General features: G+C 53.6%; 14 protein-coding genes. 3 read left to right on the top strand and 11 right to left on the bottom strand.

What is annotated here, in order from left to right; translation table 11 throughout:
* Nucleotides 1–164: 164 nt before the first annotated feature.
* The 4 genes from CKO12_RS06260 to malQ all read right to left on the bottom strand — a co-directional run bounded on the left by CKO12_RS06260 (nucleotide 165) and on the right by malQ (nucleotide 4,541).
* Nucleotides 165–539, bottom strand: a complete 375-nt coding sequence (locus CKO12_RS06260; protein WP_200153959.1) for a nucleotide pyrophosphohydrolase — start codon at nucleotides 537–539, stop codon at nucleotides 165–167.
* A gap of 95 nt (nucleotides 540–634) precedes the next feature.
* Complete coding sequence (argH, locus tag CKO12_RS06265) at nucleotides 635–2,044, bottom strand: argininosuccinate lyase (RefSeq protein ID WP_200153891.1); 1,410 nt, start codon at nucleotides 2,042–2,044, stop codon at nucleotides 635–637.
* Nucleotides 2,045–2,092: 48 nt separating this feature from the next.
* Nucleotides 2,093–2,854 (bottom strand): CPBP family intramembrane glutamic endopeptidase, encoded by a 762-nt coding sequence (locus CKO12_RS06270; protein WP_242466238.1) that lies wholly within the window; start codon nucleotides 2,852–2,854, stop codon nucleotides 2,093–2,095.
* A gap of 169 nt (nucleotides 2,855–3,023) precedes the next feature.
* Entirely contained in the window at nucleotides 3,024–4,541 is a 1,518-nt protein-coding gene (gene malQ, locus CKO12_RS06275) for a 4-alpha-glucanotransferase (protein ID WP_200153893.1), read from the bottom strand.
* Nucleotides 4,542–4,845: 304 nt separating this feature from the next.
* On the opposite strand from malQ, the gene CKO12_RS06280 reads away from it, so the two are divergent.
* Entirely contained in the window at nucleotides 4,846–7,482 is a 2,637-nt protein-coding gene (locus CKO12_RS06280; RefSeq protein ID WP_200153894.1) for a putative bifunctional diguanylate cyclase/phosphodiesterase, read from the top strand.
* Here CKO12_RS06280 and folP read toward each other — a convergent pair.
* Nucleotides 7,479–8,321, bottom strand: a complete 843-nt coding sequence (gene folP, locus CKO12_RS06285) for a dihydropteroate synthase (protein WP_242466239.1) — start codon at nucleotides 8,319–8,321, stop codon at nucleotides 7,479–7,481. The genes CKO12_RS06280 and folP overlap by 4 nt on opposite strands.
* Before the next feature lie 72 nt (nucleotides 8,322–8,393).
* On the opposite strand from folP, the gene CKO12_RS06290 reads away from it, so the two are divergent.
* The gene (locus tag CKO12_RS06290) at nucleotides 8,394–8,789 is read left to right on the top strand and encodes a PilZ domain-containing protein (RefSeq protein ID WP_200153896.1); all 396 of its coding nucleotides are present in this window, start codon (nucleotides 8,394–8,396) and stop codon (nucleotides 8,787–8,789) included.
* Here CKO12_RS06290 and CKO12_RS06295 read toward each other — a convergent pair.
* The 6 genes from CKO12_RS06295 to CKO12_RS06320 all read right to left on the bottom strand — a co-directional run bounded on the left by CKO12_RS06295 (nucleotide 8,762) and on the right by CKO12_RS06320 (nucleotide 14,304).
* Nucleotides 8,762–10,234 (bottom strand): glycogen synthase, encoded by a 1,473-nt coding sequence (locus CKO12_RS06295; protein ID WP_200153897.1) that lies wholly within the window; start codon nucleotides 10,232–10,234, stop codon nucleotides 8,762–8,764. The genes CKO12_RS06290 and CKO12_RS06295 overlap by 28 nt on opposite strands.
* Before the next feature lie 76 nt (nucleotides 10,235–10,310).
* A complete protein-coding gene (locus tag CKO12_RS06300) occupies nucleotides 10,311–10,598 on the bottom strand; it encodes a hypothetical protein (protein ID WP_200153898.1) in 288 nt (95 codons plus the stop codon).
* Nucleotides 10,495–11,277 (bottom strand): hypothetical protein, encoded by a 783-nt coding sequence (locus tag CKO12_RS06305; RefSeq protein ID WP_200153899.1) that lies wholly within the window; start codon nucleotides 11,275–11,277, stop codon nucleotides 10,495–10,497. The genes CKO12_RS06300 and CKO12_RS06305 overlap by 104 nt, the downstream gene beginning before the upstream one ends.
* Nucleotides 11,278–11,416: 139 nt before the next feature.
* The gene (locus tag CKO12_RS06310; RefSeq protein ID WP_200153900.1) at nucleotides 11,417–12,598 is read right to left on the bottom strand and encodes a polysaccharide deacetylase family protein; all 1,182 of its coding nucleotides are present in this window, start codon (nucleotides 12,596–12,598) and stop codon (nucleotides 11,417–11,419) included.
* 39 nt (nucleotides 12,599–12,637) lie between these two features.
* The gene (locus CKO12_RS06315) at nucleotides 12,638–13,123 is read right to left on the bottom strand and encodes an LEA/WHy family protein (RefSeq protein WP_200153901.1); all 486 of its coding nucleotides are present in this window, start codon (nucleotides 13,121–13,123) and stop codon (nucleotides 12,638–12,640) included.
* The gene (locus CKO12_RS06320) at nucleotides 13,120–14,304 is read right to left on the bottom strand and encodes a pyridoxal phosphate-dependent aminotransferase (protein ID WP_200153902.1); all 1,185 of its coding nucleotides are present in this window, start codon (nucleotides 14,302–14,304) and stop codon (nucleotides 13,120–13,122) included. The genes CKO12_RS06315 and CKO12_RS06320 overlap by 4 nt, the downstream gene beginning before the upstream one ends.
* 142 nt (nucleotides 14,305–14,446) lie before the next feature.
* On the opposite strand from CKO12_RS06320, the gene uvrB reads away from it, so the two are divergent.
* A complete protein-coding gene (uvrB, locus tag CKO12_RS06325; RefSeq protein ID WP_200153903.1) occupies nucleotides 14,447–16,438 on the top strand; it encodes an excinuclease ABC subunit UvrB in 1,992 nt (663 codons plus the stop codon).
* Nucleotides 16,439–16,443 lie beyond the last annotated feature (5 nt).

Consider the following 16,443-nt stretch of genomic DNA (forward strand, 5'->3'; position numbering starts at 1 on the left):
CGGAGTAGCGATTAAAAACTGAATGTAATCTTGTTCGGTACATTTTGCAGCGTTCATCTTTGTATAGCCAAGCCAGAATAAATTGATTGCGGCACAACAGTAGGATTGAAGGTGCTGCGCCGATTTTAACAATCATTTTGTGGTGGATCGACTATATTCTAAAGCTATTTTTGGTCAACTGCGTAACTCCTATAGTCATCAGCTCTTCGCGCATCGCCACGCACCTTTGCAGCGGGATAGCGAATAGCGTTAATTGCGATTTTCTCGTTAGCCGCCGCAATCAAATCAATATCCAATCGCTCTGCCAAGCGAATGAGATACAATAAAATATCGGCCATTTCATACCCCACCTGCTGCTTCTTATCGTCACTTAACGTTGCGCTCTGGGTTTCAGTCAACCATTGAAAATGTTCCAGCAATTCGCCGGTTTCACCTGCCAACGCCATTACCAAATTTTTTGGCGTGTGAAATTGCTCCCAATCGCGCTCACGCGCAAATTGTAGCAATTGAGCATTTAATTGATCAAGGCTGTCTGTCATCATCACTGTTACCGTTGCGGTGAATACAAATACAGCATTTTCAATAGACGTTACTTGCGCAAATGCTGTTCACAATGTCATCTATTGCCAAGCGATTATTGAACGGCACTGATTGCCTGTAATCGCACCCGTGCCCGCACAATTGCTGCCCGCACCTGATTAGGTGCAGTACCACCAAAATGATCGCGGGCAGCCACGGAACCTTCTAACGTTAATACCGTAAACACGTCATCTGTAATCATTGTAGAAAACTGTTGCAATTCGCTTAACGTGAATTCAGATAAATCACGTCCTTCGCGCACTCCAAAAGCCACTGCTTTACCAACGATTTCATGTGCATCACGAAAGGCAATACCCCGCCGTACTAAATAATCCGCTAAATCAGTCGCTGTACTAAATCCCTGTTGTGCTGCTGTCCGCATCTGTTGTCGATGACAGGTGATATTGCCCATCATATCGGCGTATACGCGCAGCGCACCTTTTAGATTGTCAACGGTATCAAACAGCGGTTCTTTATCTTCTTGATTGTCTTTGTTATACGCCAGCGGTTGACTTTTCATTAAAGTGAGCAACCCCATCAAATGCCCAAAGATGCGTCCAGTTTTACCCCGCACCAATTCAGGTACATCAGGATTTTTCTTTTGGGGCATGATAGAAGAACCGGTGCAAAAACTGTCGGCTAATTCAATAAAATTGAATTGTGCAGATGACCATAAAATGAGCTCTTCAGAATAACGCGAGAGGTGCATCATTAAAATAGCGGCAGCAGCGGTGAATTCAATCGCAAAATCTCGATCTGAGACCGCATCAAGTGAATTTTCAGCGGGTCGTTCAAAACCCAATAATTGTGCAGTGTAATGCCGATCAATAGGATAAGTCGTGCCCGCTAATGCGGCAGCACCCAGTGGCATCACATTTAAGCGCCGCCGACAATCAATTAGCCGCTCATAATCACGTTCCAACATCGCAAACCATGCCAATAGGTGATGTCCAAATGTAATGGGTTGCGCAACCTGTAAATGTGTAAAGCCGGGCATGATTGTATTCAATTCGCGCTCGGCTAAATCAAGCAATGCAGTTTGTAGCCGCAGTATTTCTAAACAAATCACATCAATTTCAGCGCGTAGCCATAACCGCACATCGGTTGCCACTTGATCATTGCGCGAGCGTCCGGTGTGCAGTTTTTTACCTGCTTCGCCAATTCGCGCCGTCAATGCCGTTTCAATGTTCATGTGTACATCTTCTAACGGAATTGACCAATTAAAAGCTCCGGCATCAATTTCTGCTCGCACCGCTTCCAATCCGGCAATGATCGCGTCGCGTTCGACAGTAGTCACGATGCCTTGTTGCGCCAACATGGTGGCGTGCGCAATTGAGCCTTGAATATCATAGGCATACAGCCGTTGGTCGAAGCTGACCGAAGCGGTGAAGGCTTCAACAAACGCATCAGTTGGCGCATTAAAACGTCCCGCCCAAGGTTTGGCAGTCATTGTCATGTCGTGCATTGAAAAGTCCTGCAAAGTTGAATTGATCGTGAATAGTAACGGTGGCTATTATTGCGTAGTGGTGCGGAATTGTGGAATTAACCGCCAATAAATAACGGTGATTAACCCGATCCATAGTGCGGCGAGCCAACCAATGACGCCATCATAATGCCCAACTAAATAAGCAAATGGGGCGCTGCTATTATTGTCGGTGAGCCAGCGCGTCAGTTGAATTACCAGCACCCAGCCGGCATGAATCCCAACGCACCAGCCAATATGCCCGCTGTGTTCGCGTATAAGTGCTAGTAGAATTCCACAAAACAATAACGCGGTGAAACTGTCAATCTGGTGCCAATTGAACGCATCAGTAAAGGCGTGGGTGAATAAAAACCATGCGGTGCTGCTATTAAATACAACGTCGGCGGGTAATACGCCGGGTTTGAGAAAATGCACAGCCGCATATAATAATGCCGAGCCAATGATCGCAGCGCGTATTCCTTCGCGGGCGCGAATGGCGCTGTACAGTGCGCCCCGAAAAAAGGTTTCTTCCATGAGACCAATGAGTAAACCGCCCAATAATGCTTGCGTGAGTTTCGGTAAGAATTCAGCCCAAAATGTCATTGGCGGGGCGGGAATCCGAATAGTGAGTGCTAATAGCGCCAGCACTACTATCAATAACATGGCGCTGCCAATCACACTGCCATAAATAAAACTGCGCCACCAAATGCGCCGCGTGATGTCATAGCCAAGCGCGGCGCGGTTAGTAAGTGCCAATGCGGATAATAATGGCCAAATGCCAATTAAAATCAGGAGTTGCGTGAGACGGCTCATTATTCGCTGTGGTTCTATAGTGAACCAGCCGGTCGCTACCAATAAAGGCGTCAGTAGCGTGGCGACTATGAAGCAGAATAGAAGGAAGGTGAAAAAAATGAGGGTGCTGCGCATCGCTAATTGGCACGAGGTGAATGGGTTATTCAGGTGACGCTGGAGTCAATGACGTTTACGTTGCAGTAAATGGTAAGCGTCCGTATAGCCGCGTTAATTCGCGCAATTGCGCGGCGGTGGCGGCAGTATCTAATTGCGCTTCACAATAGCGCCATTGCCAATTGCCGCCCGCCACGCCGGGGCGATTCATACAGGATTCAGCACCTAAACCCAATACGTCTTGCAAGGGAAATAGTGCTAATGCGGCGACCGAACTTAATGCAACGCGAATTCCATCCCAATGAATCTCTTTTCCGGTGCTATTGAGATAGCGGCAAATTTGCTGTTGCGTGGCGGGATCACGTTCTGCCCACCAGCCTTGTAAGCTGTTGTTATCGTGGGTTCCGGTGTATACCGCTTGTTGCGGGCGATGATGATGGGGCAAAAAGGAGGAGCGCCCAAAATCACCTTCAATTCCTTCAAAACCGAATTGCAACACGGCCATGCCGGGCAGTTGCAGCGTATCGCGCAGCATTTCAACATCCGGTGTGATGACGCCCAAATCTTCGGCAATCAGCGGCAAATCGGCACCCAGTGCGGTTTGTAGTGCTTGAAATAGCGCCAGCCCCGGCCCTTCCACCCAGCGTCCATTGATGGCGGTCTCTTCGGTCGCTGGGATTTCCCAGTACGCCGCAAAGCCGCGAAAGTGATCAATCCGCACCAGATCAACCAGTTGCAGCATCCGCTGTAAGCGATTGATCCAAAACTGATACCCGTCAGCAGCGAGTACGTCCCAGCGATACAGCGGATTGCCCCAGCGTTGTCCGGTGGCGCTGAAATAATCTGGCGGGACACCAGCGATGACAGTGGGATGACCGGCGGCATCGAGCGTAAACCAGTCGGGATGCGTCCACACTTCGCTCGAATCGTGGGCGACAAAGATGGGGATGTCGCCGACTAGATGGACGCCGTGCTGGTGGGCGTAGGTGCGAAGTGCTTGCCACTGTTGGAAAAATACAAATTGCGCAAAGCGTTGTAAATCCAGCGCCTCGCCGTGTGCGGCACTCCACTGCGCGAGCGTTTCCGGCTCGCGTTGCGCCAATGCGGGTTCCCAGTCCGTCCACGGCAAATGCTCGTGATGGATTTTGAGGGCGCAATACCGCACAAAATCCTCCAACCATCCCGCCTCTGCCGCGCAAAATTCGGCAAAAGCCTGACGGTCAGCGGCGCTGGCGCCAGCATTGAAACCATCCCACGCCGTCTGCAATAACGCATGTTTCCAAACGGCCACTGCTCCAAAATCAACCTGCGCGGCGGGAAACTCAGGACGCGCCTCCAGCGCAGTCGCCGCCACCCAACCGGCTTGCACCAGGTCTTCAGGGCTGATGAGCAGCGAATTACCGGCAAAGGCGGAAGTACATTGATAAGGCGAATCCTGATAACCCGTTGGCCCCAGTGGCAACATTTGCCACAACCCCTGTCCGGCTTCGGCAAGGAAATCGACAAAATGGCGGGCGCTGGGCCCAAGATCACCGATCCCAAAAGGGCTGGGTAACGACGTAGGGTGGAGCAAAATGCCGCTGGTGCGGTGCATGAGAGGAGGTCTCCGTAAGACGCTGCGTGTTTAACCAGATCAGTCTACCCAAAGCACCAGCGAAAAACCCGCCTTTGACAGTCAAAACGCCACGGAATGACGCCGGCGCGAGTCTCGAAGAATCGGCATATCTGTGAAACAATCGGTCAACTTGGTTGCCGTTTGTTGAACGCTGTTGACGGTACCACCTCAATTGATTCACGATTTCTGCATTATGATGCAAAAAATAGCATGATCCTGTATAAAATAATGTTAAAACTTACAAAAAGTTGTGTTTCATTTTTAATGGTTGGTTGCAAGACTAATGAAAATTAGCAAGACCTTGATTGAAACAACGCGCTTGCGGGAACAAGCACGGCGTATCTTGCATGATCATTCCTTTGATAGCGTGTTGGCTGAATTCAAACGCGGTGAATTTAGTTTGGATATGCTGTTAGAAGAGCTGCACATTTATCATGCCGAGCTGCTCATTCAACAAGATGCGCTGCGAGATAGCCAAGAAGCGAATGAATTGGCGCTCACGCGCTTTATTCGTTTATATGAAAATTTGCCCTTGCCCGCATTATTAGTCTCGTGGCAAGGACGCATCAAAGAAGCGAATGCTGCTGCAATCAATTTGCTGGCGCTCAATCGCCAACTGTTCAGTCATCTTGCTAATCCTCATCATGTATCAGTATTAGAAAATGCGTTTGAAAAAGCACGCAGTTCTGGTAAAGCGGATTGTTTAGAAATTTCACTGCATGGATTGAAAAACAGCACCTTGGTCGCTGATTTAACGCTCATTCGTCTGCCCGGCACGATTAACGAAAACGCAGAATTTGTTTGCACGGTTATCGATCAAACTGAACGCATTGCCCGCGAGGGACGCTATCGGCAACTGACCGCAATTATGACTGATATTGCCTATTCCTGCGTTGATTCTGGCGCAGGTGTTTTACAAGTCGATTGGATGACTGGCTCCGTTGAAGCACTCACTGGCTATTCAATCGGCGAAGTGATTACAAAAGGCTGTTGGGGGTTTCTCGTTATTCCCGATGATCTCCACATTTTCCAAACGCAGGTCGCGCAAATTCAACCCGGGCAAAGTAGCAGTTGTGAATTACGTTTGCGGCATCGTGATGGTTCAATATGCTGGATGCGGGTGACGAATGAATGCGTATTGGAACTCGGACAAAATCCGCTGCGCCGTGTCTATGGCGGTTTGGTCAATATCACCGCCAACAAACAGCAACTAACTGAAATTCAACGCTTGGCGCTGGTGATTGAACAAAGTCCAAGTATTGTGGTCATTACGGATACGCAAGGCATTATTGAATACGTCAATGAGCGGTTCTGTGAAGTGACGGGTTACACGCGTAAAGATGTGTTTAAGCAGCCAGTGGCGTTGTTGCGTTTTAGTGGTATCGCAGATTCCATTGAAGAGAAAATGTGGCAATTGTTGGCGGCGGGACAACCGTGGCGAGGTGAGTTTCAGAATCGCAAAAAATCTGGCGAAGCGTATTGGGAACAGGCGTTCATCACGCCGTTGCGTAATGAACACGGGCTGGTGTCGCATTTCGTCAAGATGGCGGAAGATGTCAGCGAGAAGCGGGCATTATCAGCGCAATTGAGCTACGTCACGCGCTACGATCCGCTCACCGGCTTGCCCAATCGCATTTTGATGCGCGAACGGATTGAACAGGCGCTGCTGGAGGCGGCACGCACGACGTCTCACTTGGCGGTGCTGTCGGTTGACTTGGATAATCTCAAGTTTATCAATGACTCGCTGGGGCACGCTGCCGGTGATCGGCTGTTGCAAGCCGTCGCCCAACGCCTGCGGACGTTGTTGCGTGAAGAAGATGTGCTCGCCCGCCTCGGCGGTGACAATTTCCTGCTGTTAATCACGCAGTTGCGGCAAGTCCGCGATGCCGCCAGTCTCGCCGAACGGATTCAAACCGCGCTGGATGAACCGATCACTTTTGGCATTGATCGCGCTCATATCACCGCCAGCACGGGCATTGCGCTGTATCCCGAAGATGCCAGCACGACCGACGCTTTAATCAGCCACGCCGATGCCGCGCTGCACATCGCCAAAGCTGACGGGCGGCACACTTATCGCTTTTATACCGCCACGCTCAATCAACAATTATTGGAGCAATTTCAGCTTGAGCAGGCGCTGCGACTGGCATTCGAGCGCGATGAGTTGGTGCTGCATTATCAACCTCGCGTCGATATGGCGACCGGAGCGGTATTGAGCTTGGAAGCCTTGGTGCGCTGGAATCATCCTGAGTGGGGATTGGTATTGCCGGGGCGCTTTATTCCGATGGCGGAAACGACCGGCTTGGTGGTGCAAATCGGGCCAATTGTGTTGCGGCGAGCGTGTGAGCAAATTCAACGCTGGCGGCAGGCTGGAGTGCCGCTGGTGCCGGTGGCGGTAAATTTGTCGGCAAATGAGCTGTATCAAGATTATTTAATCAGCCATATTCAACAGGTGATTGCAGAATACGAAGTGAGCGCCGCTGATTTGGAATTCGAGGTCACTGAAAGCGCGGCGATGCACTCAATTGAACAGGCGGTGGTGATTTTATCGCGGCTGCGCGAGTTGGGATTTGCACTCTCGCTGGATGATTTCGGCACCGGCTATGCGTCGCTGAGTTATCTCAATCGCCTGCCGATGCAGGCGCTCAAAATTGATCGGTCGTTTCTGGCTGACATTACGGCGGCGGATATTGTGCCCGGTGCGTCGCCGACGCAGAGCGTGACTATCGTCAAGGCAATCATCGGCTTAGGTGCCAATTTGGGTTTGCACATCATCGCGGAAGGCGTGGAAACGCAAGCGCAGCGCCAGTTTTTAATTAACCACCACTGTTTTGTTGCGCAGGGCTATCTTTTTGCGCATCCGCTGCCCGCCGCCGAGGTGACGCCGCTGTTGACTGCGGGCATGGTCGTGATTCCGACTTAACGCGCTGGCGCTGCTTGACGTACTGCCCACGCGACGGCAGCGGCGTGGCGATTGGCAGCAACATCGTGAACGCGCAGCACGGCAACTCCGGCGGCGACGCCCAGCGCGGTGGTCGCGCAGGTGGCGGAGAGCAAAGCGGCTGGCGCAGCACCGTCGCTCACCGTCGCCAAAAACCGTTTGCGACTCGCACCGAGCACGACCGGAAATCCCAGTGCCACCAGTTCTGAGAGTCCCGCCAACAATGCCCAGTTATGTTCAAACCGTTTGCCAAATCCCAGCCCCGGATCTAACGCAATCTGGCGCGGAGCAACGCCCGCCGCCAGCGCCGCCGCCACGCGAGCGGTTAATTGCGCACAGACTTCAGCGACCACGTTGTCGTATTGCGGATTCATTTGCATATCACGCGGCTGACCTTGACGGTGCATCAACACGATGGGCACACCGTGCGCGGCTGCCAGCGGCAACATGTCTGGATCGTCACTGCCGGCGGAGGTGTCATTGATCCAATTTGCTCCCGCCGCCAGCGCCGCCGCTGCCACCTGCGCCGAGGTCGTGTCAATGCTCAACGCCACCCGCGCTGGAATCCGCTCCCGCAACTGCCGCAGCACCGGCACCACCCGCTGTTCCTGCACCGCGACCGGCACCGGCTCCGCCCCGGGGCGAGTGGATTCGCCGCCAACATCAATCACATCCACTCCCTCCGCACACATCGCCAACCCGTGCGCCACCGCCGCCTCGTGCGCAAGATAACGCCCGCCATCGGAAAAGCTGTCGGGCGTGCAATTGAGAATTCCCATAATACTAAATGGGGCAGATTGAATGAGCGCAGTACGCATCATCACGCAGTCCTGTTTTAAGATGTCATTAACGCAATGATACCAATATAACGATAATCACCAGAGGAATAACTGATGCCCAAAAAACCATTTGATGAACGGCGACATGCGGCGCGTAAATTGTGGGAAGGGCAGGTGCAATTATTGCCATTGATTCCAAAAATTCCAGTTTTGGGAATTGAGCAAGTGTTGGGGCAAGATTTGAGTGAAAAAGGGTTACAAGTGCAAAGCAAACGCGCCCTGCCCTTACAAACAACCGTGTTAATTGAAATGCACATTCCAGATTGTCAGCAAGGAATTCAAGTGATGGGCGCAGTGAGTTGGATTTCACCCGCAACAAATAATCAATGGAATTTAGGCATTGAGTTTTCTGATGTGGGTGACAGCGCCCGCCATAGCATTCGGGCGTTATTAGAAATGGATGAACTGCACTGCGCCGAATCTCAAACTGTGGTCGCCAATTGCCGATAGATGTCTAAATACCGCTGCGCCGGCTGCCGCCAAGAAAAATCATACGCCATGCCATTGACGCGCAATTGGCGGAAATACTCGGGATAAGCGTGCCATAAACCAATGGCGCGTAATAAGGCGCTATCCAAACCGGCGGCGCTGAGTTCATCAAACACATAACCATTGCGCAATTCAAAAGGCTGCTCAGAATAATTGGCATCAAACACCGTATCTGCCAAGCCGCCCACCCGTCGCACTACCGGCACTACTCCATATTTCATTGCGATCATTTGCGTTAAACCGCACGGTTCATACAGGCTTGGAATTAAAATCATATCCGCGCCCGCATAAATCAAATGCGCTAACTGCTCGTTATAACCCAATTCCAAATGACAATCGGGGTTAGAGAGTGTTTCCTGTTTTAATTGCGCAAACTGCGCAGCAATCACCGGATCAAGCGCAGTGCCGAGTAGCACCACTTGACTATTATTTGCCAATGCGGTGCGAATACCGTGCGCCATTAACGCCACACCTTTTTGATGATCGAGACGGCTCACAATCGCAATAATGGGTTTACTGTCTGTTTGTAATCCCAACTGCGTGCGCAGCGCCTGCCGACTCAAGGCTTTATGCGGTAACGTGTTGATGTTAAATGGTTGTGGCACCAGCGGATCGCAGTCTGGATTCCAAATCGCATCATCAATGCCATTTAAGATGCCGCCGAATTTATGCGCATGAGTTTTGAATAGCGGCTGCAATCCCATTCCTTGCTCAGTGTGTTGAATTTCCCAAGCATAGCGCGGTGATACTGTATTCACAAAATTGGAATACACGATGCCACCTTTTAATAAATTAGCCTGCCGTCCATCGTGCGGATCACACAACCGATCTGCTTGTAATAAGCGGCGCGGTTCTAAACCTACTTGCTGCAAAAGCTCTGCACTCACTTGTCCTTGATAACCAAGATTGTGCAGGCTATAGCAGACGCGAGTGCGGTTCATTCCCAAGGCTTGATAAATTTCGTATAACAGCACCGGAATCAAGCCGGTATGCCAATCATTGCAATGCAAAATATCTGGCTGCCGTTTGGAATTCAAAATGAATTCCAACACCGCCCGCGCAAAAAACGCAAAGCGTTCAGCATCATCCGTTTCGCCATAAATGCGCCCGCGTTGAAAAAACCCTTGCGGCGATTGCGGATCAAAGAATACACAATTGACGCCGGTTAAGGTGGCATTGAAGACGCGGCAAGTGAGGTGGTGCTGATTAAAAGGGACGCGCAAATCGGCGCAGATTTCGTGCAGATCATGCAATTCCGTCGTGCGCAAAACGTCATAATACGGCAGCATGATCTCAACGGTTTCGCCGCAATGGGTTAATTCCCGCGCCAGCCCCTGTACGAAATCACCAAGTCCGCCCGCTTTAGCAACCGGTGCGCATTCGGCGCTCACCAAGATGATGTGCATTATGTGACTATCCTAAAACAGATGATGCGCAATAATAACCGCAATTGTGTTTTGATTTAACCGCATCATTGCGCGATTATTCTGGACGCAGTCTGGTGAGTTCAGGCGGGGGATGTTGCAATAAGGCTTGCGTTAATAATGCGGGATCATCGACCTGAATTAACAATTGAAAACGTCCACCTGCGCCAATAAAATAACGCTGTCCAAATAAGTCAATTTCACTATTGGGTTCGCCGCTGCCGTGAATGCGCAATTCCGCTTCAATCAATAAACCTGCATGGCGTTGAATGGCGCGTCCATAAATCAACGTGGGAATACGCGGCGCAGCGGGCGCTGGCGGCTGCGCCAGGAATGGCGCGTCCATAAATCAACGTGGGAATACGCGGCGCAGCGGGCGCTGGCGGCTGCGCCAGCTTTGGCAGTGGAAACACCGGCTCCAGCGCGGTCAGCGGCGGGTCGAGATGCGGATCAAATGACAATTCCAGCGCCAGCTCGGACAGTGACGCAGGTGTCAGTTTGGGCGCGGGCGCAGCGTCGGGTTGCGGCGCAGCGGGGGTGGCAATTGGCGGCGGCGGGAGCGGCTGCGCGGTGGTGTGAACGGCGGCGGGCGGTGGCGCAGTGCTGGTGGCGGTGAGCCGGTTGGAGCGGGCGAGCAGCATCCAGCCGCCGTCATCGTTGGTCAAGCCGAGTTCGGCTTCAAACTGCGCGGCATCCAGCCCCACCGTGAACTCGCGCTCGCCATCGCCCTGCGTGCCGGTGAGCGCCAGCCGCACTTCCGCTGCGGCTTCGCTGCCTCCGTCCGGGTGCAAACGCCGTAACCGCAGCGCCGGTATCGGCGCACCGCCGCTGGGCGGGAAGGCGTGACCGACGCCAAGATACTCATCTGCGTCCAGATGCCAATGCACCAGAATTTCACCCGGTGCGCCCGTCTCCAGCACCAGTTGGCTGGTGTGAATGACCAGTGGAAACACCGGCTCCAGCGCGATGAGCGGCGCTGCCAAATCAGGTGCAGTCAAATCCAGAACAGCGGCAGAAGGCGTCAATTCGCACAGCGGGCGGTCAGGGTCTGGGAGGCGAGCCGCAGGTGTGGTGATGGTTGGAATCCTCGGCTGCGTAGCAGCACCGTGATAATTGTGGGAATTGCGCGGTTGCGAAATAAGTTGTCAGTCGGCAGCGCCGTTGTCACCGCCGCAATCGCGTTTCGGCATCGCGCAATGCCACTTCAGCGGGAGCGATGCGGGCATATAAATGCGGAATCCACGCCTCGCCCCAAAACAGAAAACAACTGGTTTCGGCTTCTAAAATCAAGCGCCGTGCTGTGTGCAGCGTGTCACCAGCCAACTGCCACACGTCGGGATGATCTTGGCACAGCGTCCAGTAATAGGCACTTAACCGTTGGATATCAGCCACCGCTTGCTGTTGTTCAGTGCTGCCGCACCACTGCGAGAAATCAACCCCGGCGCTGCTGCCAACATTCCACGCCCCGGCTTGCACCCGCGCTGGCGGCAGATGTCGCACCTGCGCGAGATAATCGCTGAGGTGCAGCGGCACAATGTCGGCATGACCGCTGCGGCACCAATCCATATACGGCGCGAAAAAGTAACCGAAAAATCCCGCTGGTTCATCGTGTTGGCGAAACCAGCCGCCGTTTTCGCCACCCGACCACGATGTCAGCAAACGCGGCGCGTGCGGACGCGGAGAACCGGCAACGCGCCAGCGCAGTTCATCTTGAAACCAATCCAGCCGCAGCCCGCTTTCTTGCGCGTTCGACAGCTCCCGATCACGCGGCACCACCGTGATGCACATGCCGTCATAACAGGCGACATACGGGCGAAAACTATCGTTAATGCCATCAAAAGGGCGCACATGAACGCCATCAACGATCACATACTCATAACCCGCCTGCACCAGCGCCGGAATCATCTCCATCGTAAACGCCAGCTCCGGCGGCCAAAATCCCCGCGGAGCGCGTCCAAAAATCCGTTCGATCATGGCGCGTCCGTGCGCGAGCTGTTCGCCCCAATCGGGACGCGGAATCAAAGGAAAAATCGGATGATAGTAGCCAGTGCCCAACAGCTCGATATTGTCCGCCTCGCGGTAAGCGTTGAGCATCGCCGGCACGTCCACCAAATGGCGATACCGATCCACGAGCTGCGGATCAGTCAATTGTTCCAGCAAAATTCCTGAAAAGCTGACGTGCAACCGCGCCACATCCCGATACTGCTGGGCAAACCGCACCGCCCGCGCATAACACAGAATGATCTCCTCGGCTTCCCACGGATTGACCGCCAGCAACAGCCGCAGATTATCTGGCGGCTGATGCAGGTGCAGACCAAGCGCGTGGTGAATAAGAGTGTCGGTCATGGGAACCGAAGCGGGTGGAGAAGTTTTCAGTTGTGCGTGTTATTTGCTGCCAGTGCGCAGTTGCCGCGCATCAATCTTACCGGCGTAGCGATACGGCAAGGTCAGCATCCCATCTGCGATTGTCACCGTGCCCGCAATTGACCACGCCAGCGGCTGCTGTTTCAGCGCCAACGCCGGTAATTGCCGCAGCAGCGTCAACACGCTGCCGTTGACTTCCACCTCCACCGTCGCCTCGCCGAAGGGCGGAATCTGTTGCGCCAGCGCCCCGCCACCTTCCGCGACATCCTGCCCTTCCAAACCAATGTGATAGGTCATCGCCTTGATCGGCAGAGTGCGGTCGTTGGGATTTCTGACCGCCAGCGTTGCGATCAACACCTGTCGCGTTAATCCCAGCGCCTTCGGCTGGAGCTGGAGCAGCGCCACCTCCGGCGTCTGCCAAGGTTTCAGCAGGCTGGCGCAACCACTCAGCAGCGCACTGACCAGCAGCAATAACAGGAAGGATCGCAACGCTGGCGCGGCAATCATGCGCTGACCATCCCGGCGATGCGCTCCAGCGCCAGCTCCAAATTGCGGTCGCTGGTGGCAATCGAAATGCGGAGATGTCCGCCCAAACCGAACTCCGCGCCGGGCACCAGCGCCACGCCCGCATCAATCATCCGCTCGGCCAGCTCCACGTCATCAGTGACACCGGGCAGCCGTTCGATCATGCCGTGAACGCTCGGAAAGACATAAAAGGTGCCGTCAGTCGGCAGGCAGTGAATGCCGGGGATTTGATTGAGGCGCTCGACCACAAAATCGTGACGCGCTTTGAACGCCTGCCGCATCACGCCGATGCACTCTTGCGAGCCTTCCAACGCCGCCTGCGCTGCGACCTGCGCGATAGAATTCGGATTTGACGTGCTTTGTGATTGCACCTTGGTCATTTCCTTGATGATCGCCACCGGTCCGGCAGCGTAGCCAATGCGCCAGCCGGTCATCGCATAGGCTTTGGACACGCCGTTGAGCACCAAAGTACGCGGCGCGAGATCGGGGCAGACGTTGACGATGTTGACGAATGGCTCGCTGCTCCAGCGGATGTGCTCGTACATATCATCGGTCGCAATCAACACGTCGGGATAGTCGCGCAGCACCGCGCCGAGTGCCGCCAATTCTGCGCTGCTGTAGGTCATGCCCGTTGGATTCGACGGGCTGTTAATCACCACCATCCGTGTCTGCGCCGTCAGCGCCGCTCGCAACTGCGCCGGAGTGATTTTGAACGCCTGATCAGCGCCAGCGTGAATCAAAACCGGCGTGGCGCTGGCCAAGCGCACCATGTCGGGATATGACACCCAATACGGCGCGGGAATGATGACTTCATCGCCGTGATCCAGCACCGCCTGCGCGAGATTAAAAAAGCTCTGCTTGCCGCCGCTGGACACCAAAATCTGCGCTGGCGCGTAGTCCAAGTCATTCTCGCGCTTGAATTTATCGACAATCGCCTGCTTCAAAGCGGGCGTTCCATCGACGGCGGTGTATTTGGTAAAACCGGCGTTAATCGCAGCAATGGCGGCGGCTTTAATGTGATCTGGCGTGTCAAAATCGGGTTCCCCGACGCCGAGACCAATCACATCTTTACCAGCAGCGCGGAGTGCGTTGGCGCGAGCGGTAATAGCGAGCGTAGCGGAAGGTTTGACAGCCAGAACGCGGGCAGCAAGTGTCGTGGTCATCGGCGATGATTCCTTAAAAATTCCAAAATGTAGCGAAATGACAGGTTGAGGTGACGCGACAATCATAGCGAAACCACGAAACCTGAGCATCAATGATCGTCCCACTGACAACCGCCAACTCAAAAAACCGACAATTCAAAACATGCTCCCGTTCCAACTCGCCGCTCCCTTCGCCCCCGCTGGCGATCAACCCGAAGCCATCCGCCAACTCGTCGCCGGTCTCAACGCTGGCGCTGAAGCCTTGACGCTGCTGGGCGTCACCGGCTCCGGCAAAACCTTCACCATCGCCAACGTTATCGCCCAAGTGCAGCGCCCGACGCTGATTCTCGCGCCCAACAAAACGCTCGCCGCCCAGTTATACGGCGAAATGCGCGACTTTTTCCCGCACAACGCCGTCGAGTATTTCGTCTCGTACTACGACTATTACCAACCGGAAGCCTACGTCGCCGCCACCGACACCTACATCGCCAAAGATTCCGCCATCAACGAACACATCGAACAACTGCGCCTATCCGCCACCAAAGCCCTGCTCGAACGCCACGACGTCATCATCGTCGCCAGCGTCTCCTCCATTTACGGGCTGGGCGATCCCGCCGCCTATCTCAAAATGGTGCTGATCCTCAAACGCGGCGACCGCATTGACCAACGCGCCATCCTCCATCGCCTCACCGCGTTGCAATACAGCCGCAATGATGTCGCCTTCACTCGCGGCACCTATCGCGTGCGCGGCGACGTATTAGATATTTATCCCGCCGAATCTGAAGACACCGCCATTCGCATCACTTTATTTGATGAAGAAATTGAAGCATTGGCGCTATTTGATCCTCTCACTGGCGCAGTAAAACAACAGATTACCCGCTGCACCATTTTTCCAAAAACGCATTATGCCACGCCGCGAGAAATCGTTCTCAACGCCATCGAATTAATTAAAATAGAACTCAAAACGCAACTCGAATGGCTGCGCGAGAATAACAAATTAGTCGAAGCGCAGCGGTTAGAACAACGCACCCAATTTGATTTAGAAATGATGCTCGAAGTGGGCTATTGTTCTGGCATTGAAAATTACAGTCGTTATCTCTCAGGACGTGCCGCTGGTGAACCGCCGCCCACGCTCTATGATTATTTACCGCCCGACGCCATCGTCGTGATTGATGAAAGCCACGTCACCATTCCCCAGCTCGGCGGCATGTATCGTGGCGACCGGGCGCGTAAAGAAAATTTAGTCAATTACGGCTTTCGTTTACCTTCCGCACTTGATAATCGCCCGCTGCAATTCGAGGAATTTTGCGCTCGCCAGCCGCCGACGATTTACGTTTCCGCCACCCCGCGCCCGTATGAACTGGATCATTCCAGCGCCGTGATTGAACAGGTCGTGCGCCCGACCGGGCTGGTTGATCCGGTGCTGGAGGTGCGTCCGGTTTTAACGCAAGTAGATGATTTATTGTCAGAAATTAACCAACGCGCTGCGCTCGGCGAGCGGGTGCTGGTCACGACGCTGACCAAACGGATGGCGGAAGATTTGAGCGACTATTGCAGCGAGCACGGCGTCAAAGCGCGTTATCTCCACGCCGACATCGACACGGTGGAGCGGGTCGAAATCATCCGCGATCTGCGCCTCGGCGTGTTTGATGTGTTGATTGGAATCAATCTGTTACGCGAAGGATTGGACATGCCGGAGGTGGCACTGGTCGCCATTTTAGACGCCGATAAAGAAGGGTTTTTGCGGTCGGCAGATGCGCTGATTCAAACGATTGGACGCGCTGCCCGTCATATCAACGGCAAGGCGATTTTGTACGCAGATCGCATCACCGGCGCGATGCGGCGGGCAATTGATGAAACCGAGCGGCGGCGCACCAAACAAATTGCTGCGAATCGCGCCAATGGCATTACGCCGCAAACGATCCGTAAAAATGTGAATGATATTTTAGAATTAGCAACGCCTGGCGCACCAACGGCATCACGGCAATTCAAAAAGGTGGCGGCACAAATAGATGCCACTGATCAATTGACGCCGCAGCAAGTGATGAAACGAATTAAAGCGTTGGAGAAAGCAATGGCGCAACATGCGAAGAATTTGGAGTTTGAGCAGGCTGCCGCAGTGCGGGATCAAATTCGGACGCTGCGGCAAAAATAGTTCAA

The sequence above is a fragment of the Chromatium okenii genome (genome assembly GCF_016583745.1).
GTDB classification, from domain to species: domain Bacteria; phylum Pseudomonadota; class Gammaproteobacteria; order Chromatiales; family Chromatiaceae; genus Chromatium; species Chromatium okenii.

Excerpts from the sequence above, each read along its gene's own strand:
- malQ (WP_200153893.1), bottom strand. The coding sequence starts at position 4,541 with ATGCACCGCACCAGCGGCATTTTGCTCCACCCTACGTCGTTACCCAGC.
- CKO12_RS06320 (WP_200153902.1), bottom strand. The coding sequence starts at position 14,304 with ATGACCACGACACTTGCTGCCCGCGTTCTGGCTGTCAAACCTTCCGCT.
- CKO12_RS06270 (WP_242466238.1), bottom strand. The coding sequence starts at position 2,854 with ATGAGCCGTCTCACGCAACTCCTGATTTTAATTGGCATTTGGCCATTA.
- uvrB (WP_200153903.1), top strand. The coding sequence starts at position 14,447 with ATGCTCCCGTTCCAACTCGCCGCTCCCTTCGCCCCCGCTGGCGATCAA.
- CKO12_RS06290 (WP_200153896.1), top strand. The coding sequence starts at position 8,394 with ATGCCCAAAAAACCATTTGATGAACGGCGACATGCGGCGCGTAAATTG.
- CKO12_RS06280 (WP_200153894.1), top strand. The coding sequence starts at position 4,846 with ATGAAAATTAGCAAGACCTTGATTGAAACAACGCGCTTGCGGGAACAA.
- CKO12_RS06300 (WP_200153898.1), bottom strand. The coding sequence starts at position 10,598 with ATGGACGCGCCATTCCTGGCGCAGCCGCCAGCGCCCGCTGCGCCGCGT.
- CKO12_RS06310 (WP_200153900.1), bottom strand. The coding sequence starts at position 12,598 with ATGACCGACACTCTTATTCACCACGCGCTTGGTCTGCACCTGCATCAG.
- argH (WP_200153891.1), bottom strand. The coding sequence starts at position 2,044 with ATGCACGACATGACAATGACTGCCAAACCTTGGGCGGGACGTTTTAAT.
- CKO12_RS06295 (WP_200153897.1), bottom strand. The coding sequence starts at position 10,234 with ATGCACATCATCTTGGTGAGCGCCGAATGCGCACCGGTTGCTAAAGCG.
- CKO12_RS06315 (WP_200153901.1), bottom strand. The coding sequence starts at position 13,123 with ATGATTGCCGCGCCAGCGTTGCGATCCTTCCTGTTATTGCTGCTGGTC.
- CKO12_RS06260 (WP_200153959.1), bottom strand. The coding sequence starts at position 539 with ATGACAGACAGCCTTGATCAATTAAATGCTCAATTGCTACAATTTGCG.
- folP (WP_242466239.1), bottom strand. The coding sequence starts at position 8,321 with ATGATGCGTACTGCGCTCATTCAATCTGCCCCATTTAGTATTATGGGA.